The sequence below is a fragment of the Microbulbifer litoralis genome (assembly GCF_023634065.1).
In the GTDB taxonomy this organism is placed as follows: Bacteria; Pseudomonadota; Gammaproteobacteria; order Pseudomonadales; family Cellvibrionaceae; genus Microbulbifer; species Microbulbifer litoralis.
This window is the reverse complement of record NZ_JALKCV010000001.1, coordinates 354252-377480: the sequence shown is the minus strand read 5'-3', so window position 1 is coordinate 377480 and position 23229 is coordinate 354252. Positions and strand designations below refer to the sequence as shown.

General features: G+C 62.6%; 16 protein-coding genes and 1 riboswitch. Of the genes, 8 read left to right on the top strand and 8 right to left on the bottom strand.

Annotated features, from left to right (window positions below; all coding sequences use genetic code 11):
- Positions 1 to 485 precede the first annotated feature (485 nt).
- Positions 486 to 2648 (bottom strand): TonB-dependent receptor, encoded by a 2163-nt coding sequence (locus MWN76_RS01505; protein ID WP_250458766.1) that lies wholly within the window; start codon positions 2646 to 2648, stop codon positions 486 to 488.
- Between the two features lie 69 nt (positions 2649 to 2717).
- Positions 2718 to 2827, bottom strand: a riboswitch (TPP riboswitch).
- A 127-nt stretch (positions 2828 to 2954) separates the two neighbouring features.
- On the opposite strand from MWN76_RS01505, the gene MWN76_RS01500 reads away from it, so the two are divergent.
- Complete coding sequence (locus MWN76_RS01500; protein WP_250458765.1) at positions 2955 to 3512, top strand: helix-turn-helix domain-containing protein; 558 nt, start codon at positions 2955 to 2957, stop codon at positions 3510 to 3512.
- Between the two features lie 3 nt (positions 3513 to 3515).
- A complete protein-coding gene (locus MWN76_RS01495) occupies positions 3516 to 4052 on the top strand; it encodes a GNAT family N-acetyltransferase (protein ID WP_250458764.1) in 537 nt (178 codons plus the stop codon).
- 309 nt (positions 4053 to 4361) lie between these two features.
- Here the strand turns inward: MWN76_RS01495 and MWN76_RS01490 are convergent, their stop codons facing one another.
- Positions 4362 to 5855: a M20 family peptidase gene (locus MWN76_RS01490; RefSeq protein WP_250458763.1), complete on the bottom strand. Its 1494-nt coding sequence runs from the start codon at positions 5853 to 5855 to the stop codon at positions 4362 to 4364.
- Between the two features lie 346 nt (positions 5856 to 6201).
- A complete protein-coding gene (locus MWN76_RS01485) occupies positions 6202 to 8394 on the bottom strand; it encodes a TonB-dependent receptor (protein WP_250458762.1) in 2193 nt (730 codons plus the stop codon).
- 324 nt (positions 8395 to 8718) lie between these two features.
- Between MWN76_RS01485 and MWN76_RS01480 the strand changes: the two genes are divergently transcribed.
- Entirely contained in the window at positions 8719 to 9711 is a 993-nt protein-coding gene (locus tag MWN76_RS01480) for an LLM class flavin-dependent oxidoreductase (RefSeq protein WP_250458761.1), read from the top strand.
- A gap of 135 nt (positions 9712 to 9846) precedes the next feature.
- Here MWN76_RS01480 and MWN76_RS01475 read toward each other — a convergent pair whose 3' ends face one another.
- Complete coding sequence (locus MWN76_RS01475; protein WP_250458760.1) at positions 9847 to 11025, bottom strand: helix-turn-helix transcriptional regulator; 1179 nt, start codon at positions 11023 to 11025, stop codon at positions 9847 to 9849.
- A gap of 382 nt (positions 11026 to 11407) precedes the next feature.
- Between MWN76_RS01475 and MWN76_RS01470 the strand changes: the two genes are divergently transcribed.
- Complete coding sequence (locus MWN76_RS01470) at positions 11408 to 12046, top strand: RpiB/LacA/LacB family sugar-phosphate isomerase (RefSeq protein ID WP_250458759.1); 639 nt, start codon at positions 11408 to 11410, stop codon at positions 12044 to 12046.
- 93 nt (positions 12047 to 12139) lie between these two features.
- Here the strand turns inward: MWN76_RS01470 and MWN76_RS01465 are convergent, their stop codons facing one another.
- Together MWN76_RS01465 and MWN76_RS01460 are read right to left on the bottom strand one after the other, a co-directional pair.
- Positions 12140 to 13732 carry a cytochrome-c peroxidase gene (locus MWN76_RS01465; protein ID WP_250458758.1) on the bottom strand — a complete coding sequence of 531 codons (1593 nt, stop codon included), beginning with the start codon at positions 13730 to 13732 and terminating at the stop codon, positions 12140 to 12142.
- Positions 13733 to 14672: 940 nt separating this feature from the next.
- Entirely contained in the window at positions 14673 to 15935 is a 1263-nt protein-coding gene (locus tag MWN76_RS01460; protein WP_250458757.1) for a 6-phosphofructokinase, read from the bottom strand.
- Positions 15936 to 16229: 294 nt separating this feature from the next.
- On the opposite strand from MWN76_RS01460, the gene mpl reads away from it, so the two are divergent.
- The 4 genes from mpl (at position 16230) to MWN76_RS01440 (ending at position 21334) form a co-directional block, all read left to right on the top strand.
- Positions 16230 to 17624: a UDP-N-acetylmuramate:L-alanyl-gamma-D-glutamyl-meso-diaminopimelate ligase gene (gene mpl / locus MWN76_RS01455; protein WP_250458755.1), complete on the top strand. Its 1395-nt coding sequence runs from the start codon at positions 16230 to 16232 to the stop codon at positions 17622 to 17624.
- Between the two features lie 24 nt (positions 17625 to 17648).
- The gene (locus MWN76_RS01450; RefSeq protein ID WP_250458754.1) at positions 17649 to 18269 is read left to right on the top strand and encodes a flavin prenyltransferase UbiX; all 621 of its coding nucleotides are present in this window, start codon (positions 17649 to 17651) and stop codon (positions 18267 to 18269) included.
- Positions 18270 to 18300: 31 nt separating this feature from the next.
- Positions 18301 to 18582: an Rdx family protein gene (locus MWN76_RS01445; RefSeq protein ID WP_250458753.1), complete on the top strand. Its 282-nt coding sequence runs from the start codon at positions 18301 to 18303 to the stop codon at positions 18580 to 18582.
- Positions 18583 to 18742: 160 nt separating this feature from the next.
- On the top strand, positions 18743 to 21334 hold the full coding sequence (locus MWN76_RS01440) for an efflux RND transporter permease subunit (RefSeq protein ID WP_250458752.1): 2592 nt from the start codon (positions 18743 to 18745) through the stop codon (positions 21332 to 21334).
- 287 nt (positions 21335 to 21621) lie between these two features.
- Here the strand turns inward: MWN76_RS01440 and MWN76_RS01435 are convergent, their stop codons facing one another.
- Complete coding sequence (locus tag MWN76_RS01435) at positions 21622 to 22380, bottom strand: molybdopterin-binding protein (protein WP_250458751.1); 759 nt, start codon at positions 22378 to 22380, stop codon at positions 21622 to 21624.
- Complete coding sequence (locus MWN76_RS01430) at positions 22367 to 23215, bottom strand: cytochrome b/b6 domain-containing protein (RefSeq protein WP_250458750.1); 849 nt, start codon at positions 23213 to 23215, stop codon at positions 22367 to 22369. Before MWN76_RS01430 ends, MWN76_RS01435 begins: the two co-directional genes overlap by 14 nt.
- Positions 23216 to 23229: the final 14 nt, after the last annotated feature.

The window sequence follows — 23229 nt, the reverse complement described above, 5'->3', positions numbered from 1 at the left end:
TTAAGCCACGCTGTCGACGCAAAGGCCCTGATGCCGGGTGCAGCCTTGCGAGACTGTCTGCGAGAGGGACCTCGCGGACAAGCCTACAGGGACGTATTCACGGCGTGTCTCGCAAGGCTGCACCCGGTAGCAGGGCCGCCCCGATATCAACTAAGGCCCGGTGCAATCTCATCTTCCTAATCTTCAGTTGCTTAACTAGCCCGGATATTTCACCAGGCCGCTCAGAATGCAGCGTAACTCTATGTTTTCGTTAATGTTTTCAGGGATCTCCGTGGGGACAGATTGTCACCGGCCAACGCTGGCCACGCCCTCGCTTGATCTCTGCACGCTCAGCACATTTTTGTGGCTAATACGTGCAGTAAGCATGCATGTACGCCACAAAAATGCACTGAGCGCACAGATCTCGGCGCGATCATCGTGGCCCCTGGTGAAATATCCGGGCTAGCCGGCATTAGGCTCCTGCGATGGCCGTCTTTGCCATTCTGTTAAAACGTATAGCTGCCGGAAATACCCGCAATACGCGGCTCGCCCAGCTGGTAGTAGGCCTCCGGCGCATAGCCGTTGGCCGGGTTGTTGCCGAACTGGTTGCTGAAATAGAAGCCGCGGGTGTAGTAAACCTCGTCGGTCAGGTTCCTGCCCCACAGCGACACATCCCAGCGGTCGCCGCTGTAGGTCAGGCGCGCGTTGAACAGCTCGTAGGCGGTGGACTTTTCGTTGTGGCTGTTGGAAAAGTAGAAGTCGTCCTTGCCCTCCATTTCCAGGCGCAACACCAGGTTCGCCGGCAGTGCGTACTCGGCGCCGGTAAAGAACTGGTAGTTGGGCGCGTGAGCCAGGTCGCGGCCGTCCAGGTCCACCGGGGCGAACACCTCGCCGGTGTAGTCGTTGCGCGCATCCACATGGGAGGAGCTGGCGAAGTCCTCGAATTCCGCATTCAGCCAGCCCACCGAGGTAAACAGGCGCAGCCTGTCGGTGGCCCGGTAGTGCAGCTCCGCTTCCAAACCGGTGGTGCTGCCGCCGGCGGCGTTGGTGAGGAAGTCGTCGAAGGAAAAGTCGCCGGGATTGAAGACCGACTGCTTGGCCTGCACGTCGCTGCGGTCCTGGTAGAAGGCGGCCAGTTGCACCTGCAACCGGTTGTCGAGCCAGTTGCCCTTGATACCGAGCTCGTAGTTGAGCAGCTGCTCGGTATCGAACTCGAATACATCGCTACCGATCTGCGGGTTGCCGGCCGAGGCGGAAATGATGCGGCCGTTGACACCGCCGGCCTTGTAGCCGCGAGAGAGGGTGCCGTAGAGCATGGTACCTTGCGACCGGTGGTATTCCAGTGTGATATTGCCGCCCCACAGGTCTTCGTCGGTGGCCGTGGTAACGGCCAGGGAATCGGCATAATCCGCGCTGCGCTGTTCCAGCCGCAGGCCGGTTACCAGGTCGAAGCGCCGGCCGAGGGCGCTACGCAACTGGCCGTAGACGGCGTTGTTTTCGGTATCGAACTGGCTGCGGAAATTCCCGTTGCGCAGCAGCGATTCCTCTTCGCGGCGGATATAAATGCCGGCCACCCAGTCGGTGCTGTCGCCGAACAGCCGGGAGGCGTCGCTGGAGATAAAGCGGACATCGGCGCTGAGGTTGTCCCGGTCGCGGTGGTAATTGTCGGTGGAGCTGTATTCGTCGGGGTGGAAGCCGACGTAGGTCCAGTCTTCGTCGTAGCCGTATTCTGTTTCCGAGTCCGCCAGGCTCAGTACCGATTCGAGGGTAAACAGGTCGCTGCCGGTCCACCGGCCGCTCAGGGCGCCGGCCAGGGTTTCCTGGGTATCCCGGCCCGGCTGGTCGGAAATGGTATGGCGGGAATTGTCCAGTGAGAAGGCATCGTAGCCGTTGTCGACATCGATCTGCAGCAGTGAGAAATCCAGCTGCAGGTCGTCGTTGGCCCGATAGCGCAGCTTGCCGCGCAACATGGATTCGTCGATATCCTGGGTATCGTCGCGGTCCAGGTAGCGGTTCTCGACATAGCCATCGGACTGGCGCGTCTGCGCCGCGAGGCGGTAGGCCAGCTTTTCACCGTTTTCACCGTTTTCACCGAGGGGGCCGCTGGCGACGGCGGACAGGGTGCGACCGCCGTACTGCGCCGCTTCCGCCGATACCCGCGCCATGGGGTCGGCCGACGGCGCGTTGCTGGTCATGGTGATCAGGCCGGCCAGCGCATTGGCACCGTAGACGGTTCCCTGTGGCCCGCGCAGGATTTCCACCCGGTCCATATCCAGGGTACTGGCCGCGAGGCCCAGGCCGGTAAAGTCGATGCCGTCGATAACCAGGCCCACGGATGGGTTGACCGGATCGATAAACTGGCTGCGCTCGCCGATACCGCGGATCTGCACAAAGCGGCCGCGGGAGGCGCCGCTGGCAAAATTCACGTTGGGTGCCAGGTTGAGCAGCTGTTCCAGGTGGCCGGCGCCGCGGGCTTCAATGGTTTTTTCACCGAGCACACTGACGCTGGTGGCGGTTTCCAGTTGCGCGGTTTGGCGGAACTGGCTGGTGACGACGACTTCTTCCAACTCTGTGGTTTCGGGGTTCGCGGCTGCCACGGTGGCGCTGCCCAGGCAGCCGGCCAGGCCGATCCACCAACTGAGCGGTTTTATTCTGGTTGCTCGATTCATGGCTCTCTCTCGGGAATAGCGGAGTGAAAGAGACCCGGTGTGCGACGTGAAGAGGATGTGGTTTGGGGAACCACACTGGGTACCTATTCCTACGCCGGTATTAACCGGATCAGGTTCAAGGGTTTGCCAGACGGAAATTCCGTCTGCATCTCAGGCCGGAGCCACCCCTTAGGTTTTGCGGCGGCGATAGTAGCAGATGAGTGCCGGGGCGGGAAACGATATCGGCGGGCCGCGAAAGACCTGTTGACAGCTTGGGGTACGCCGTTAAAATCCCAGATATGAGATTTTTGTTCTTAAGTGGGAATCATGATGATGTACTCAGAGACCCTGTCCAATTACCTGAAGAAGTTGCGTACCGACAGGGACCTGACGCTCCAGGCGCTGGCGGAGCAGAGCGGTATCAGCCGCGCGTCCCTGTCCCGTATCGAAAAGGGGGAAGTCAGCCCCACTGCCGACACCCTCGGCGCGCTGGCGACGGTCTATGGCCTGCCGATTTCGGTATTGCTGTCGCCGCTGGAGCGGGATTTCGAGCCCCTGATCCGGCGGGGCGACCAGCAGCTTTGGTTGGATGACAGAAACGGGTTCGAGCGGAGAAGTGTCTCGCCGCCCTCCCGCTCGCTGAAATGCGAGCTGGTCGAGGGGGCCCTGTCCCCGAACCAGTCCATCGCCTACAGCGCGCCGGCCATGCCCGGCCAGGAACACCACCTGTTGTTGTTGTCGGGGGCGCTCTCCATCACCGTCGAGGGGAATGTCTATCAACTGAAGACGGGGGACTGTGTCCGGTACAGGCTGTATGGCGCATCGCAGTTTGAAACCGGCCGGCAGGCGGCCAGGTATCTCATTGCCCTGGCGGCGGGGGAGTAGCGCATGTCTGTGTCAATCGAGCTGGTGCGGGGCCGTTCGCTGGAAGGTTGTCTGGATGGTTATCTTGAAGGCCTCGCCGCTATTCTGGTGGACGGTGTCAATTCGGGGGCATCGATCAGTTTCCTGCAGCCTTTTTCCGCGGAGCAGGCAACCGATTACTGGCGACAGGAAGTCTTTCCCGGTGTTATCGGCGGGCAGCGCCTGCTGTTTGTGGCCGTGTTGGAAGGTGAACTGGTGGGCACCGTGCAGTTGGTGACCGGTCTCGTCCCCAATCAGCGACATCGCTGCGAAGTCTCCAGGTTGGTCGTGCTGTCCCGTGCCCGTCGCCGGGGGATTGGCAGGCTGTTGATGGAAGCGGTGCTGGAGCGGGCATCCGCACTGGGAAAAAAACTGGTCACGCTGGATACCCGCAGCGGGGATCCGTCGCAGAAGCTCTACCAGTCCCTGGGCTTCGAGGTGGCCGGGGAGATCCCGGACTTCGCCCTGGACCCGGATCGCCGGCATCTGTCGCCGACCACCTATATGTACAAGCGGCTCTGACGGCATCGGGGACTCTGCGTCGACAAGGTGGTGTATTAGTCCTGTGGAAATTATTTTGACCAAACCCTTCTTTGGAGCCGTCATTCCGGACTCGATCCGGGATCCAGTGAGGGTGCCGCGGTGGCCTGGATTCCGGATCGAGTCCGGAATGACGGTCGTATAAGAGAAATACGGGAGTCTGAAAGGTTGAATCCGCGTTGTTAAAACAATTATCACTCCCTTAAGAACTGACTGTCTATCAGGGCGGCCGCGGGCACTTTTAAGAGTGCCCCTGATGGCCACGTCGATCGGGCCCTGCGCCGTCTCCGCTCACTGCGACGCGCCGCGGTTGATCAGTTGCCGGTAGAAGCGGGTCGCCTTGACCATATTGTCGATACTGATGCGCTCGTTGGTACCGTGGAAGCCGCTGATATCCTGTTTGGTGACCACCATCGGGTTGAAGCGGTAGCTGTCGTCGGCCACGGTTTCGTAGTGGCGGCTGTCGGTGCCGGCAATGGTCAGGCCCGGGGCGACGATCGCCTGGCCGTGAGTGTGGCGGGCGGTTTCCGCCAGGGTGTGGAAAGCCGCCGACTCGCTGCTGGAGACGCGGGAGGCGGGCTGGTGGCGGTGGCGCTCGATGGCCACGCGCTCGTCGTCGATGACCGTCTGCAGGTGTTCGACAATACCGTCGACACTGTCGCGCGGGTGCACGCGGAAATTGACCGTGGCCACGGCCCTGATCGGCAGTACATTTTCCTTGATGCTGGCGGACAGCATGGTCGGCGCGACAGTGGTGTGCAGCATGGCGGCGGTGCTGGGGCTGTCTTCGAGCGCCGAGTCGATCAGGCCGCCGAACAGCCAGCGGTTGGCGAACAGCGCGCGCTGGCCGAAGGGCATGTGCGGGGCCACGGCGTCGAACATGTCGGCCCCCAGCCCTTCCAGCCCGCCGGGCAGCGGGTGTTTCTGCAGTTTCACCAGGGCCCCGGCGAGGATATCCACGGCGGTTTCCCGTGGTGGCATGGACGAGTGGCCGCCCTTGCCGTGGGCAATCAAATCCACGGTCAGGTAACCCTTCTCGGCCACGTTGATACTGGCCACCGGCTGCTCGATACCGGGAATGAATCCATCCAGCAGGAAGGAGCCTTCATCCAGGCTCCAGGCCAGTTGCACGCCGTCCCGTTTCAGTTTTTCCACCACCGCCAGGGCGCCGTTCTCGCCGCCGATTTCCTCGTCGTGGGTCAGGCTGATATAGACGGTGCGCTCGGGCTGGAATCCCTCTGCCAGCAGCCGCGTGGCGGCTTCCATCAGGCCGATGGCGGCGCTCTTGTCGTCCAGTGCACCGCGACCCCAGATATGGGTTGCATCGATATCGCCGCTGTAGGGAGGGTGTTCCCATTCGCTTTCCGTGCCGGGAATCACCGGTACCACGTCGTAGTGGGCGGACAGCAGTACCGGTTTCAGTTCCCGGTTCTTCCCCGGCCAGGTAAACAGCAGCGTGTACTCCTGGCCCGGGGTTTTGCCCAGCCGCTCCGGTGGCAGCGCGCTGTGTACCTGCGGATAGGTGGCGGCGAGCCAGTCGATAAACTGCTCGTACTGCTGCCGCGTTTGCGCTTTGCCCAGCTGTGCGGACACGGTCTGGAAACGGATCGCTTGCGACAGGTGCCGGGATGGTTGGCGGCCTTCCCGCCCCGTATCGGCGACGCGGTCCTGGGTTTCTTTCGGGAGCTGGGGCTGGGGCGGGGCCGCGTAGAGGGCGGTGCGCACCAGCACGACGGCGACCAGCAACAACAGTGCTGCGCCGAGTCCGATCGACAGTTTTTTCATGGTTGCCTCTGGATAGTGTTCGGGAAAATATGTTCTCGCCTTTTTATGTCACCACTGCATTGGTAAATCTCAGCTGGGGACTTTTTCGTGGATTGCATAATGTTGGTCCGTGCTATCGATTCGCTATCTTTTGGACCTGTTGGACTCTTGCACGAAACGCGAAAAGGCCGGGTGGGGTATCGCTTTCCGGGACCGTATGAGACATGGATGTCGATTACGAGCGTAGGGTCGGCCCCGCGAGCGAAGCGAGTGCTTTGGGTCCAGGGATGTATTCACAGCGTGTCCCGGAAAGCGATACCCCACCCGGTCCCGCACTTAGGCTGGTTTCGAGGACTTAAAAGGCCTCCTAAAAGTTGTAACCCAACTCGATACCGTAAGTTCGCGGCGTGCCCGCGAAGTGGGTAATGGTGCCGAAGAAATCCCGCGATGTGGTCGTCAGGTAATCTTCGTCGGCCAGGTTGCGGCCCCAGAGGGCGGCGGTCCAGCTGCCGTCTTCGCTCTCCAGCCCCAGGCGCGCGTTGATCAACTGGATATCGTCCACCCATCCGTACTGCACGGTATCGCCGGTTGCCAGGGTGCGGAACTGCTCATTGTCGGCGGTGTTGTAGTAGTCGTCGCGGAAGGAGTAGTCGATCCGCGCCAGCAGTTCGGCGCCCAGGGCCGGCAGTGGGTGATAGTAGCTGGCCGCCAGGTTGACGGAATAATCCGATGCGCCCGGCAGTTTGTTGCCGCTCACATCGGCACCGTTGGCGCCACCGCCGGGATAGTCGGCGAATTCCGCATCCAGCAGGCCGAAGGCGGCATTGAACTGCAGCCGGTCGGTGGGGCGGTAGGTGAATTCCGCCTCCAGGCCGCGGGTCTCCACTTCGGCGGCGTTGCGGATGCTGATGGAGGTGCGGCCGTCGCCCAGGTCGATAAACTGGTTGACCTGGTAATCGGTGTAGTCGGACTGGAAGACTGCCAGGTTGAAACCCAGGCTGCGGTCCAGCAGCGTGCCCTTCAGGCCGATCTCGTAGCTGTCCACCGTCTCCTTGTCGAAATCGATTCCCGCGTCCACGTCGCCCTGGCTGATGAAGTCCAGGTTGAAGCCGCCGCTCTTGAAGCCGTTGCTGTACTTGACGTAGCCGCTGATATCGTCGGAGAAGCTGTAGTTCAGGTTGACCGTGGGCGAGAAATTCTCGTCGGTGCGCTCGTCCTGCACGCTGGCGGTGGCCATGCCGAAGGCGCCGGAACCGCGGCCGTCGATACGCCAGTCCACCTCCTTGGTCTCCTCCGAATAGCGGAAGCCGAAGCCCAGCTTCCAGCGCTCGGACAGGTCGTAACTACCGTTCAGGAAGGCGGCGTAGCTGTCGGTGTCGACAGTGCCATCGGTGGTCACCGGCAGGTTCGGATCAGTGTAGAACAGCATGGCGCCCAGTTCGGAACTCTTGATCTGGCGCAGGCTGTTGCCTTCCTGCTGGTAGAAGTAGAGGCCGGCCACATACTTCATGGCCGCGCTCTCCGGCGAGATCAGCTGGAATTCCTGGGTCACCTGCTCGTAGCTGTCCGCGTAGGCGAGTTCGGCCAGGTCCAGCTCGGAATAGTCGACGTCGTTGGCGTAGAAGATCTCGGTATCGCGGGACGCGGTGATGGATTTTACGGAATAGCCGTTGCCGAAATCCCGGTTCAGGGTCAGGGCCGCACCGCGGATTTCCCGCTCCTCGCGCGGGTCCAGGTTCATGGCCACGGTATTGTCTTCCGGCGAAGCGGTCTCCGGCACACTGCCGAAGGTATCGGTGACGGCGTCGCCGGTGTAGGAGAGGCGCTCCGTGTCGGTGCCATCCAAAGCCAGGTGGGCGGTAAAGGCGCCGCCGGCATCGTAGAGCAACTGGGCGCGATAGGAGTCGCCGTCCTGCTCGTTGAGGTCGTTGCCGGTGCCCAGGTTTTCTACCAGGCCGTCGCGCTGCTGGCTGTTGACCGAGACCTTGCCGAACAGGTTGTCGGACAGCGGCAGGTTCAGGGACGCGGACAGCTGGCGCGAATTGTAGTTGCCGTATTCGACCCCCAGGCTGCCGCCGAAGGTGTCGTCGGGTCGTTTGGAGATCATGTTGATCGCCCCCGCGACGGTGTTTTTGCCGAACAGGGTGCCCTGGGGCCCGCGCAGTACCTCGATGCGCTCCAGGTCCAGCAGCTCCTGGTTCAGCGCCGGGGACTGGCCCAGGTAGACGCCGTCCAGGTAGACACCCACACGGGTGTCGAAGCCGATATTGCGGCTGTTGGCGCCGACGCCGCGGATGCTGACACTGGAGCTAAAGTCGGTGCCGGAGCTGATCTGCAGGTTGGGCACGAATTCGGCCACCTCCTTCAACTGGCGCACGCCGGTCTGCTCGATATTCTCAGTGCCGAAGTTGGTGATGGCGATGGGCACCTCGGTCAGGCGCTCGCTGCGCTTCTGCGCGGTGACGACGATCTCTTCCAGTTCGGCGGCAGCCGCCCAGGGTGCCATCTGTGCGGCCACCGCGGCGGCCAGGGCCTGGGGCAGGAATCGTGGAGCCTTCATGGAGTCTCTCCTACAGGGGTTATTATTTTCGGGAATGGTGTTGCTTGGCCGGCTGTTGCTGCGGCGTTGCAACCGGTTATAGCGCGGCGATGAACGGAGTGCCTCCGGATTTGCAAACCCGGAGAAAAGCCCTGCATTGCGGATTGCGGGTTTGCAAATCGGGATAAAAATTTTCTTTTAAATCAACAGTTTGCAGGAATTTTTGGGCCCGGTCAGTGGAGCGGCCGCAAACGGGAAAGCGGCGCCTTTTTGCAGGAATCGGCTATCGCCACCGGGCCCGGCTGCGCTAGTCTCTGCGCGACCAAACCGCGGTATGGAGTTTTTATGCGCGCTTATTCCCTGCTCGATCTGTCCCCCATCACCGATAACGGCGACGCCAGGCGGGCGCTGCTGAATTCGCGCGACCTGGCGCAGCACGCAGAGCGCTGGGGCTACCGGCGCTTCTGGATGGCCGAACACCACAATATGGCCGGTGTCGCCAGCGCGGCGACGGCGGTGGCGCTGGGCTTTATCGCCGCCGGCACCGAGCGCATCCGCGTCGCCGCCGGCGGGGTGATGCTGCCCAACCATGCGCCGCTGGTCATCGCCGAGCAGTTCGGTACCCTGGCGGCGCTGTATCCGGAGCGGGTGGACCTGGGGCTGGGTCGGGCACCGGGCACCGACGGTTCCACCATGATGGCGCTGCGCCGCGACCCGCGCCACGCCGCCGACCAGTTCCCGGAGGATGTGCGCGAGCTGCTGCACTATTTCGAACCGCAGAAACCCGGCCAGCGGGTGATGGCGGTGCCCGGTGTGGGGCTGGAAGTACCCATCTGGCTGCTCGGGTCCAGCCTCTACAGCGCCCAGCTGGCTGCAGCTCTGGGGCTGCCGTTCGCGTTCGCGTCGCACTTTGCGCCGCAGATGCTGGGCCAGGCACTGCATCTCTACCGCGAACAGTTCAAGCCGTCGCGCTATCTGGACAGGCCCTACGCCGCGGCCGGTATCAATGTCTTTGCCGCGGATTCCGACGACCGGGGGCGCTACCTGATGACCTCGCTGGAGCAGCAGTTTATCGCCCTGCGCCGTGGTACGCCGGGCCCGCTGAAGGCGCCGGTAGACGATATGGGCAGTGTCGCGTCACCGTCCGAGCGCCAGCAGGTGCAGCAGGCGCTGGCGGAGAGCGCGGTGGGGGCCCGGGATACGGTGGCGGCCTGGATCGATCGCTTCCTGGAGCGCAACCCGGTGGATGAAGTGATCGTGACCGGGGCCATCTACGATCACGCCGCGCGCCTCGAGTCCTTCCGGATCGCGGCCGAGATCCTGCGCGAGCGGTGTTAGCTTGAGGTGTAGCCCGGATGGAGCGCAGCGGAATCCGGGATTGTGGCCGGGTCGGCCCGCTACCGCGCCATCCCGGATTCCGGCGTTACCCCCCTGCCACACTCGACCCGACCGGCAAGCGGATCGCGAGTGGCTTCAAACACTGTCGCCGGCCGCGCGGGCATGGCGGAACTGCCGCGGTGTCTGCTGCAGGCGCTTCTTGAAGTGGTTGAAGAAGGTCGAGTTGGAGTTGAAGCCCGCCTGCAGGCCGATATCGGTGACCGACAGGTGGTCCATCGCATCGTCGCCCAGCAGGCGCGCGGCCTCCTCGACCCGGTGCTGGTTGATGAATTCATAGAACGACTGGCGGGCGAAGCCGTTGATGGTCTCGGACAGGTGGTGGGCCGGTAGCTGCATGGTATCTGCCAGGTCCGCGATTTTCAGGCCCGGCTCCAGGTGCGGCCGGTCTTCCGCCATAACCCGCTGCAGCGCCGCCCAGATGGCCCCGGCGCGGGCCTCCGTCAGGCTGCTGGTCTGGTATTTCTTTTCGCTTTTCCCCTCCGCCGCGGCGACTTCCGGCGCACTGCCCGCTTCGCTGTCCGCCAGATGGATCCTGCGCTGCTGCAGGCCGAACCAGCCCAGCAGCAGGCTCAGCAACAGCGGCGCCATGGCCTGCAGTTGCCCGGGAGTCAGCGCGCGCTCGGCGACGGTCATGCCGTACACCTCGATGGCCACCGCCACGGCCGTGGCGGCCAGGTAGAAATACACCAGGGTGGTGAGCCAGTGCAGGTTCACCTCCTCGATGGCCGAGTAGCTCTCCTTGATACGGCGCAGGTGCGGGCGCAGCAGGCACAGCGCCGCGGTGGCGTAACCGAACAGCGAGGCCATGGCCGTGATCCGGTGTACGAAGCGCGCGCGGTAGATGAGATCGCAGCCCGCGCCGCTGAAGCAGGGCAGGTTCAGCAGCCCGCCGTCGGACAGCGGCAGTTGCAGATACCACAGCAGCGCCATCGCCGGGGCCGGCAGCAGGTGTCGGATGTCGCTCCGGCGCCAGTGGAACTGCGGCCGGGTGAGGGCGCGGGTGTAGAAATACAGCATGGGGCCCTGTAGCAACTGCAGGGAGAAAATCAGGTGGTATTCCCACAACTGCCCGGATTCTTCGGCGATCGGGATCTGCGCGGCGGAAATGATGATGCTGACGAGCAGCAGCAGGGCCAGGCACTGGTTGGCGTTGCGGTTGCCCCAGGGCGCCATCCACAGCAGTAGCGACAGCGTCAGCCCGGTGGCGACACCGAAGAGAATCAGCAGGCTGGAGAGATGGAGAGTGAACTGCATGGGAACCGCCGTTGTTATTGGCGTGATACTAATCGAAAGTCACCCTTGGCAAAACTCGGCGGGAAGAGATCGGCCGGGCCCCCGGTGGTAACCGGATTGTAAAATTGGTCTTCCGAGAGCTGTGTGCACAGCCTCTGGCTGGTTGAAATTTGTTCGTTTTGAAGGTGAGGTGATCGATCCTGAAGTGTTTCCGGTGATGTTCCCGTGCCGTGCAGTGCTTTTCCTGTCTGACCAATTTCAATATCCTGTCAGATCCCTATAATCGGCAGCGGAGCGATTCCCGATTGTGGATCTCTGTGATTGAACGTTTTCTGCACAGGGGCAAGCCGGGCAGTGGCCCGCATTCGGACAAGAGAGCGGATACAGAAAGGAGACCGATCGAATGAAGATTGCATTGATGAACGAATTCAGCCAGGCCGCCAAGAACGCTATCGTGCTGAAGGAACTGGAGGATGTCGCGGGCGAGCTCGGCCACACCGTGTACAACACCGGCATGAGCGACGATAACGACCACCGCCTCACCTACATTCACTTGGGCATCATGGGCAGCCTGCTGCTGAACTCGGAAGCGGTGGATTTCGTCGTCAGCGGCTGTGGCACCGGCCAGGGCGCGCTGATGTCGCTGAACGCCTACCCGGGTGTCAACTGCGGCTACTGCATCGACCCGGCGGACGCCTTCCTGTTTGCGCAGATCAACAACGGCAACGCGCTGTCGATTCCGTTCGCCAAGGGTTTCGGCTGGGGCGCGGAGCTGAATATCCGCTACATGTTTGAAAAGGCCTTCACTGGCGTCAAGGGCCAGGGCTACCCGCCGGAGCGCAAGGAATCCCAGGTGGCCAATGCCGGTATCCTCAATCACATCAAGGAAGCCACGGCCAAAAACTACCTCGACGGTCTCAAGGCCATCGATCCGGAACTGGTAAAAACCGCGGTGGGTGGCGAGCGCTTCCAGGCCTGTTTCTTCGAGAACTGCCGGGATCAGGCGCTGGCGGACTTCGTGCGCGGGGTGCTGGATTCCTGAGTCCGGATAAAGGACGCATGGACGCGTCATCCGGAAAGCCCCACTTCGTCGACGTGGGGCTTATTTTTTGAGGACTTTCGTTAGCGCGCCGGCTTAATTGCTCGGCAGCCAGTCGTCCTCCTGCAGTATCTCCACCACATCGTAGAGTGTTACACAGGTATTGAAAGCGTCCCTGTCGTAACCTCCCGGACTCTCATCGGTCACCAGGCTGTATTCGCCCGGGCAGATAAACTCGAAAATTGACAGGTAGTTATCGACCTGGGGTTCGCTGGCCGTCAGCAGGACCGGAGGTTGGGCTGAGCCACTGTCGGACAGTGTTTTCATATAGGCGACGAGTGCGGCTTCGTGTTCGTCGGTCAGGCCGAGATTACCGACCAGCGGCGAGGGTGACTGCGTCTGTGGAAACTCGGCAGTGGGCCAGCAGTTATTGGCCAGTGCCACGGCCTCTGTCAACTCCGTACCCACAGGAATTTCGTCGCCCAGCATTGCCTCGCATTTGGGTAGTACATCGCGGGTGTTGTACCAGTGCACGACACTTTCGAGGCTTTTATGAAAACCGTTATGCATAAAAGCCTTGACGAAGTTGTTGCTGGCACCTTTGGTGACATTGCGTACAGTCGGTGTTTTGAAGAAGCCATTGCCGGAAAACAGTGCGCCGGTATGCTGATTCAGCCCGGTGTCGATCCCCTGCAGCTTTGGAATCTCCGGATTGGAGGGGACGCCGATATTATGGAAAGCCTGATCGGAGTATACCTGCTGGAGCTCGGCCCCATCATCGTTGTCCGGATCGTCGCTGTGGCAGAAGGCGCATTGCGAGGCCGGTAGATTCGGGTGGGTGCGTTGATCTCCGGGTACAAATGGCGGGTCGACATTGTAGAACAGGTCGTGCCCGAGGTTTTCCTGTGCTGTGAATCCGACCAGTGGAAACCTGCCGTATTCCTTGTCTGGATTGCTGTTCTGCAGCTGGCGTACCCGATGGCAAGTCTGCGGGTTGTAATAGTCCCTGAAGCTGTCGTCCACACAGGCGAGCTCGGATCGGATTGCGCGGTCCCGCCTGGAATCAAAGCGGTTCACATCGGCAAAGTGCTGGTAGGCGCCCACCGCAATGGCGAGGCGTTTGAAACTGATGTCGGTAAAAGTGTCCCCGCCCGCCGCGGTCTCGGTGCTGCAGTTGATATTCACTCCCCAGGAAAGCTGGAACAGCCAGGCATATTCGGAACTGGCGACATGTTCACAGACTACCTGCCGGGAAATATTCTGCTCAACCGGATTGGGAAAGGGGTTCAGCGCCTGGTCACTGATTGCTGAGATAAATCTCTCATATCCCAGCACGTTCGGGTTGATAATATCGTGGAAAATTTCTGTGCCGGCGTGGGGCGCAGCCAGGGGCGGTACAGGCAAGGTGCCGTCTGTTACCGGCTCCCGACCCTGGGCGCGCCCATCCCAGAAATTGCCGCCACAGAGCAGCGGAACGCCGCGATCACAGGCACTGAACGGGGGCGCGAAACTGGCGTAGGTGTTGGTTTGCGGTTTGCGCCTGCCGACGGTTTCCGGGTTGGCGCCGGTGATGGCCACCTGCGTCAGGTTGACTTCCGAATCCGGGCCGGTACCGCCTCTGATGGGGTCGTGACAGGTGACACAGCCCATCACCGGAGGATCTGAAAGTCGCGTATCAAAAAACAGCATTTTCCCGAGTAGTGGTAGCGCAATCGGATTTTTATCACTGTCTTGGGCCGTGACGCTAAAGCTCAGAGCGATAAAAATCGAGTGAAAAGCAATAAAAAACGGTAGCCGGTGTGCTCCACCATGCTGACGCCAAATATTCACAGCTGCCTCCTGGTTCGTCTTTTTCGGAAATATTCGTGCCTAGTGGTCCATGCGGAAAGTTGTGTAACTGTTCGCGTCGCCAAAGCGTCCAGCTCTGCGTTGAGAAAGCTTGAAATAGAACCACTACTCCTGCGCTTTCTCGCCTTGATCTGAACACTTTGGCTGTGCTCCTTAGTCGCCAAACTTTCCGCATGGACCACTAGTGGGCCGCTCGCAAAGTTGGGTAACAGTTCGCTTCGCCAAATTGTCCAGCTCTGCGTTGAGAAAGCTTGAAATAACGCTGCTATTCCAGCGCTTTCTCGTCTTGACCTGGTCTCTTGGTTTACAGGGAGAAATGCCGGGATGATTCAGTAAAAATGCTAGCCAAGAAAATTATTCTGGCTAAGTCCTGCCTGTTTAAAACAAGATAAAGCCCCGCCTTTTTTTGCGGTGCGATTGTAGTGTTTTCGTTTTTGTTGTCTTTTCGTCGTTGGAATATTCAATTTTAAAAATATCCCGTCGACTCCTTTATGAGGCCGTTTGGAAGTGTCTGCATCGGTGATGCCGGGCGTAGTGGCAGGGAATGCCAGCGTTGCGAGTGTCCCGGAACAGTGCCAGTTTCACTTTCCCTGTGCAGGGCAGTGCAAACGACAGCTCGGGTGGGTGAGAAGGCAGCTGGTTAACAGGGGTGCCGAACTGTTCGTCTTGAAAGCTGCCGGATTCGGCAGGTGGGGAATATTGTGCGCGACAGCCCCGGTGCCGGGGTGCCAACAGAGAGCCCCCGACTCAGGTCGAGGGGCTGTTCAGGAGAGGGGCAGTATCAAACGTCGAAGCTTTCCTCGAGTTTCTTTTTCACCAGCACCTTCTTCAGTCTCGCATATTGCGGCACACCGTCTTTGTAGGGCGGGTAGTCCTCGCCCTGGATCAGCGGCAGCAGGTAGTCGCGACCGGCGGCCGTGATATCGAAGCCGTCCTCGCTGATGTACTCCTTCGGCATCATCTTCTCGACGTTGGCGACCTCCGACAGCGGCGCTTCGCCCACAGACCAGCTGTAGTTGTCGCCGGCGCCGCGCTGGATGGTGGGCATGATGGCATTCTTGCCCGATAGCGCCATCTCCACGGCGGCGCGGCCCACGGCGTAGGCCTGCTGCACGTCGGTGGCGGAGGCGATATGGCGCGCGGCGCGCTGCAGGTAGTCGGCCAGTGCCCAGTGGTACTTCAGGCCCAGCTCCTCCTTCACCATATTGGCCAGGGTCGGTGCCACGCCGCCCAGTTGCTTGTGGCCGAAAGCGTCCACGCTGCCGGCGTCGGCGAGGAAGGTGCCGTCCTCATACTGGGCGCCCTCGGAGGCGACAATCACGCAGTAACCTTTTTCATCGACCGTCTTCTGTACCCGCGCCAGGAACTGCGCTCTGTCGAATGCGACTTCCGGCAGCAGGATGATATGCGGCGCATCGCCGTCCGCTTCCCGGGCCAGGGCGCCGGCGGCGGCAATCCAGCCGGCGTGGCGGCCCATGACCTCGAGGATAAATACCTTGGTGGAGGTGTCACACATGGAGGCCACGTCCAGCGCCGCTTCCTTTGTGGAGACGGCCACATATTTGGCCACCGAGCCGAAGCCCGGGCAGTTGTCCGTGACCGGCAGGTCGTTGTCGACCGTCTTGGGGATATGGATGGCCTGGATCGGGTAGCCCATTTTCTCGGAGAGCTGGGAGACCTTCAGGCAGGTGTCGGCGGAGTCGCCGCCGCCGTTATAGAAGAAGTAGCCGATATCGTGGGCCCTGAAAACCTCGATCAGGCGCTCGTACTCGGCGCGGTTCTGCTCCAGGCTCTTCAGCTTGTAGCGGCAGGAGCCGAAGGCGCCGGAGGGCGTGTGGCGCAGTGCGGCGATCGTGTCCACACTCTCCTGGCTCACGTCGATCAGTTCCTCGCGCAGGGCGCCGAGGATGCCGTTCAACCCGGCGTAGACAGTGCCTATTTCATCGCGATGTTCGCGGGCGGCCTCGATAACACCGCAGGCGGAGGCATTGATCACGGCGGTTACACCGCCGGACTGGGCATAAAAGGCATTCTTCTTCGGCATGGTTGTCCTGTTTCGTCATCTGTCATCTGCTAGGTGCGCTTGCGGGTGTTCAAGCCTGCAAAAACTGCGCCCCGGCGACCGGCGGTGACATGCCGGCAGGCGGGGCGCTCGCGGTGCCGGTGGCTCTTTCATCGAGAGCTCTACTCCCCCACAGGGGCGGAGGCCGGCAAATTTGGGGGCGGAGTCTAATGGAATGACGTGGCAAATGCACCGAAAATGGGGGATTTGGCAATTCCCCGCCACTACGGGCGTGATAAGCTTGCGCCGCACATTGCAGGAGTACAAATTTCCGCCATGCATATTCATATTCTAGGTATCTGCGGCACCTTTATGGGCAGCCTGGCGCAACTGGCGGTGGCCGAGGGCCACAAGGTGACCGGCTCGGACGCCAATGTCTACCCGCCCATGAGCACCCAGCTGCAGCAGGCGGGAATCCAGCTGACCGAGGGGTACGACCCGGTGCAACTGGAGCCGGCACCAGACCTGGTGATCATCGGCAACGCGCTGTCCCGCGGCAATCCGGCGGTGGAGGCGGTGCTGGAGCGGGGGCTGCCCTATACCTCCGGTGCCCAGTGGCTCTGCGACCATTTCCTCGGCAACCGCTGGGTGCTGGCAGTCGCCGGTACCCATGGCAAGACCACCACCTCCGCGATGCTGGCGTGGATCCTGGAGAAGGCGGATATGAAGCCCGGCTTCCTGATCGGCGGTGTGCCGGGCAATTTTGGTGTGTCCGCGCGTCTCGGCGAGACACCGTTTTTCGTGGTGGAGGCGGACGAGTACGACACCGCCTTCTTCGACAAGCGCTCCAAGTTCGTCCACTACCGCCCCCGTACCCTGATCATCAACAACCTGGAATTCGACCACGCGGACATCTTTGACGACCTGAAGGCCATCCAGCGCCAGTTCCACCACCTGGTGCGCACCGTGCCCGGCGACGGCCTGATTGTGGCCGCCGCCGACGAGCCGGTGGAGGAAGTGCTGGAGCTGGGCTGCTGGAGCGAGGTGCAGCGCTTCGCCATCGAGGGCGAGGACACGGTGCGCCTGGGCGACTGGCGGGCGGTGGATATCGCCGCGGACGGCGGTAGTTTTGCGGTGAACTTCCGCGACGCCGAGGTGGCCCGTGTGGCGTGGGACCTCACCGGCATGCACAATGTGCGCAACGGCTTGGCCGCGATCGCGGCGGCGCGCCACGTGGGCGTGGAGCCGCAGCTGTCGGCCCTGGCGCTGGGCAGTTTCGAGGGCGTCAAGCGCCGCATGGAGTGCCTGGGCGAGGTGGCCGGTATCCGCGTCTACGACGATTTTGCCCACCACCCGACCGCGATCGAATCCACGCTGAACGGCCTGCGGGCCAAGGTGGGCGACGACAAGATCATCGCCCTGATCGAACCGCGCTCCAACACCATGCGAATGGGCTGCCACCAGAACAGGCTGGCGCAGGCCTGTGCCGGGGCCGATATGGTGCTCTGGTACCAGCCGGAGGGCATGGACTGGTCCCTGGGTGAAGTGGTGCACCACTCGACCGTGCCGGCAAAGATTTTCGACAATATCGCCGCCGGTGTAGAATCCGCGGTCAACCTGGCCGGGACCGGAACGCATATCGTGGTCATGAGCAACGGCGGCTTCGGCGGCATCCACCAGCGACTGCTGGGGGCGCTGGAAGGGAAATACGGCCGGGACTCGGGGAATTGAGGCTTACAGGGCTCGGAAGAAATCTTGGTTCAATCCACCTTCACTAAAACTGTCACTCTCGCCATCACCGGCGCTTCCGGTGCCCAGTACGGCCTGCGCCTGCTGCAGTGCCTGCTGGCCGCCGACGTGCGCGTGTGGCTGTTGATGTCCGATGCCGCACGGGTGGTGATCGGGACCGAGACCGACTGCCAGCTGCCCGACGGTGACAACTCGGCGGTGGAGGCCTACCTGCGCGACCGCTTCGGCGCGCGCGAGGGCCAGATGAAGCTGTTTGCAAAGACCGACTGGTTCTCGCCGGTGGCGTCCGGCACCGGCGCGCCGGCCAGCATGGTGATCTGCCCGGCCAGCGGTGGCACCCTGTCGGCGATCAGTTGCGGGGCGTCCAACAACCTGATCGAGCGCGCCGCGGATGTGGCCCTGAAGGAGCGCCGCCAGCTGATCCTGGTACCGCGCGAGGCGCCCTATTCGGAGATCCACCTGGAGAATATGCTCAAGCTGACGCGCATGGGCGCGGTGGTGCTGCCGGCCAGCCCGGGCTTTTACCAACGCCCGCGGAGTCTCGAGGACCTGGTGGACTTTATCGTCGCGCGGCTGCTGGACCAGTTGGGCGTCGAGCAGGAACTGCTGCCCCGCTGGGGCGAATAGTCCCGCGGGCCGGGATGACAAAGGGAGGGGGATGCCGGTGAAACCGAGCGTGACCATTCATTACTGCGTCCAGTGCAACTGGATGCTGCGGGCCACCTGGATGGCCCAGGAGCTGCTCTACACCTTTGCCGAAGACCTCGGGCAGGTGGCGCTGCAGCCGGGCAGTGGCGGTGTGTTCGAGATCCGCGTCGGCGGGGAGCTGATCTGGGAGCGCAAGCGCGACGGCGGCTTCCCGGGCCCGAAGGAGCTCAAGCAGCGGGTGCGGGACCTGCTGTTCCCGGAGCGGGACCTGGGCCATATCGACAAGCCGTGAACACGGATTGGTAGAGCAGCCGCGCGACTACCTCACTGAATCGATATTTTATCGAGTCGTCCTACCGGTGAAAGGACATCAATAGGGGCGCACCTTGTGTGCGTCCATAGTGGCCAGGGCGCAGAACCCCATACGGCCCCACCAGATTAAGCGAAAACTTATGCTGTCAGCTTTCAAGACCTGTTACGAAAACCTGATCACCCGGCGCCCGAAACTGGTGCTGCTGTTTGTGGCCCTGCTCGCGCTGGGCGCGGCACTGGGGCTGCCGCGCTTCAAGATCGATGCGTCGGCGGACTCGCTGACACTGGAGGCCGACAAGGCGCTCGACTACTACCGCAAAATCGCCGAGCGCTACGCCAGCGGCGATTTTCTCGTGGTGACCTACCGCCATAAAGACGGCGACCTGTTCAGCGACCGCTCCCTCGCCACGCTGCGCGAACTGCGCGACGAGCTGGCGCAGGTGGACGGCGTCAGCAGTGTGCAGTCGATCCTCGATGTGCCGCTGCTGTACAGCCCCAAGATTTCGATTACCGATGTGGCCGACGGCATCCGCACCCTGTCCGCACCCGGCACCGACAAACAGCTGGCGCGGCAGGAATTCCTGTCCAGCCCCATCTACCGCGAATTGATCCTGAGTCCGGACGGCGAGACCACCGCGGTGCTGGTGAACCTGGCGCTGGACAGCCGCGGTATCGAGCTGGTGCGCGAGCGCGACGCATTGCGGCGCAAGCGCAACGAGGAGGGCCTGAGCGCGGAGGAGTCCGCGCGCCTGGAGCAGGTCAGCCAGACCTACCTGCAGCACCGCACTGCCCAGGAGCAGGCCTCGCGGGCGCGGGTCGAGACGGTGCGCGGCATTCTCGACGGCTACCGCGGCGAGGCGGAACTCTTCCTCGGCGGTGTGTCGATGATCACCGCCGATATGATTTCGTTCATCAAGAGCGACCTGGCCGTGTTCGGTGCCGGTATCCTGATCTTTATCGTCGTGACGCTGCTGATCATCTTCCGCCAGCTGCGCTGGGTGTTGTTGCCCCTGACCACCTGCGTGGTGACGGCGGTGACCATGCTGGGGATGCTCAGCTGGCTCGACTGGCGCCTGACCGTGATCTCCGCCAACTTTGTCGCGCTGCTGCTGATCATCACCCTGGCGATCACCATTCACCTGGCGGTGCGCTACCGCGAGTTGGCCGCGCAGCACCCGGAGTGGACGCGGGAACAGCTGGCGCTGGCGGCGGTGCGCTTTATGGCCAAGCCGTGCCTGTACACGGCCCTGACCACCATCGTCGCCTTTATGTCGCTGGTGGTCAGCGGCATCCGCCCGGTGATCGATTTCGGCTGGATGATGACCATGGGCGTGAGCCTGGCGCTGGTGCTGTCGTTCCTGATCATTCCGGCCGCGTTGATGGTGCTGTCGAAGCGCACCGGGGGCAGTGGTGAAGATAACTCCGGTGCCTTCACGCTGAAGTTCTCCCGCTTTGCCCACCGCCGCCGCGCGGTGGTGCTGGGCGTGTCGCTGCTGGCGGCGATCGCCAGCGTCGTGGGGATTTCCCAGCTCAAGGTGGAAAACCGCTTTATCGACTACTTCGACGATTCCACCGAGATCTACCAGGGCATGCTGGTGATCGATCGCCGCCTGGGCGGCACCGTGACGCTGGATATCATTCTCGACAAACCGGAAGAGCAGGAGCAGGCGCTCGAGGGTGGGGAGGATCCGTTCGCCGCGGATGCTGGCGGTAGTGAGGACCCCTTCGCCGCCGACGACCCCTTTGCATCGGGCGCGGATCCCTTCGGCGGTGGTGAGGAGGCCGTCGAGGACAGCTACTGGTTCACCACTGCCGGTCTCGCGAAAATCGAGCAACTGCACGACTACCTCGACGAGCAGCCGGAGATCGGCAAGGTGCAGTCGCTGGCGACCCTGTACAAGGTGGCGCGAGACCTGAACAACGGCCCGCTGAACGACTTCGAGCTGGCGGTGGCGCGCACCAGCCTGCCGGAGGAAATCAGCCAGGTACTGGTGGATCCCTACCTGTCCATCGAGCACAGCCAGGCGCGCATTACGCTGCGGGCGATGGAGACGGACCCGAACCTGCGCCGCGACGAACTGATCAACCGCATCTACCACTACGCCCAGGACGAGATGGGCATTGCGCCGGAAAACATCCACCTGACCGGCCTGCTGGTGCTCTACAACAATATGCTGCAGAGCCTGTTCAAGTCGCAGATCCTGACCCTGGGTGCGGTGTTTGTCGGCATCCTGCTGATGTTCCTGGTGCTGTTCCGCTCCCTGTGGCTGGCGGTGATCGCGCTGGTGCCGAACATGCTCGCCGCCTGTATCGTGCTCGGCGGCATGGGCCTGGCCGGTATCCCGCTGGACATGATGACCATCACCATCGCCGCGATCACCGTCGGTATCGGCGTCGACCACGCGATCCACTACCTGTATCGCTTCCGCGCCGAGTTCGCGAAAGACGGCGATTATGTGGCCACCATGCACCGCAGCCACGCGACCATCGGGCGGGCCATGTTCTACACCGCCATTACCATCATTGCCGGCTTCTCGATCCTGGCGCTGTCCAAGTTCGTGCCGTCGATTTACTTCGGCCTGCTGACCGCCCTGGCCATGTCAGCGGCACTGCTGGGCTCGCTGACACTGCTGCCACTGTTGCTGCTGCTGATCAGGCCGCTGCCGGCACCGGAGGCGCCGGGAAAGCCGTCTGAAGTGGCGGTGGAAGAGGAGAGTCTGGCCAGTTCCTGATCCGGGCGGCAGGTGTTTTCAGTAACTCAAGTTTCGGAGTTGAGAAACCTTGAAAATTGGCACGAAGCCGGGTGGCGTGGCCCTTTGTGGGACCTTATGAGACAGGGATGTCGATTAGAGCATACAGGGACGTACTTGCTGGGGGGCGCCTAGCTCGTGTCCCGCAAAGGGCCACGCCACCCGGCGCCCCGATCTGAACCCCGAAACTTGAGTCAGTAATCGACAGAAAAGCCGCGGACTGCCACGGCTTTTCTGTCTGTGCCTGTCCTGCCCGAAACCGGGATCATTCAGATACCCGCATACCATTCATAACCCCGATCCTCCCAGTAGCCGCCCCGGCCACCGGCGATCGGGGCGAAGCTGTCTACCAGCTCGATCGCCATGATGTACTTCGCCATCTTGTAACCCAATTGCCGTTCCAGCCGCAGGCGCAGCGGCGCGCCGTTGGCGATCGGCAGCGGTGCGCCGTTCAGTTCGTAGGCCAGCAGGGTCTGCAGGTGGTGGGCCTCGTCCAGGTCGATGCTCTCGTAGTAGGGCTCCTGCGCCGGGCCCCAGAGGTCCGCGCAGTGGAAGACCACAAAGCGGGCACCGGGCAGGGGCTCGACGCGCTCCAGCAGCGGCCCCAGGCGCGCGCCGCGCCACTGGCCGATGGCGCTCCAGCCCTCGACGCAGTCGTGGCGGGTGATCTGGCTGCGCGCCGGCAGCGCGCGGATCTCCGCCAGGCTGAGGCGCATCGGGTTTTTCACCAGGCCGCCGATCCGCAGCCGGTAGTCGGCGAAATGGTTCGCGGCCAGTTTGCGGTATTCGGGATTCTGTGGATTCGTCTGGCCGTTGGGGCGGAACACCGGCGAGATGTCGGCTTCCGTGTATTCCCGGGCCAGCGCCTGCCCGGTCAGCGCCCGCTGCAATGTTTCATTGACGGGCTCGACACTTTCCAGCAGCCGCACAAAGCGGTCCGAGCGGGACAGGCGGTCGCAGCCGCCGAGCCATGCGCCGCCCAGCAGGAGCAGGGATTTCAGCGCGCGGCGGCGTTCAGGGTCGGTCATCGCGATTCTCCCGCCGGCGGTTGCCGGGCGCAGCGCGGTAGTCGTAGTGGCCGGTAATCATCGAGCGCAGGTTGTTCCAGGGGCCGCTTACCAGCACCTGGAACACGTGTACCAGCGCAAACAGCACGAACCCCGCCGCGGCCAGGAAGTGCAGGCTGCGCGCCGACTGCCGGCCGCCGAACAGGTCCAGCAATGGTTCCAGTACCGTGTCTATGCGCGGCGACATGCACAACCCGGTCAGCACGATCAGCGGGCCGAGGCCGAAGATCACCGCCAGGTAGGCCAGTTTCTGCAGGATGTTGTAGCGGGTGGCGGCCTCGCCGCTGGCGTGGCGCAGCAGAAGGTGGTCGCGCAGCGACGGGCCCAGTCTGCGCCAGTCGACGCGGCCCGGCCACAGCCGGCGCAGGTGACCGCTGGCGGTGGACCAGGCCAGGTAGAAGGCGGCGTTGATCACCAGCAGCCAGGCGAAGAAGAAGTGCCAGCGGCGCCCCATGGCCAGCCAGCGCGGGCCGGGAATCGTCAGCCAGGCGGGGAAGGCGCGCTGTTCCGGGGCGGCGGCATCCCCGGAGGTGCCGAGCACGCCGCCGGTGTCGAAAGAGCGGCCGAGAACCTCCGTGCGCCCGCGCGGGCCCTCCGGCGTCAGTGTGGCGCCGATGCTGAGCCAGGGATCGTCGAAATCCGACGCGGCGCCCCAGTAGAGCGCCGCGTGGGCATTGAAGATTTGCAGGCCGCTCAACAGCAGTACAAACAGGCACAGGGCGTTGAGCCAGTGGGCGATGCGCACCGGCAGCGGGTGGCGGTAGTAGCGTTGGCGGCTTTCCCGGCCGTCGCGCACGGTTTTTTATCCGC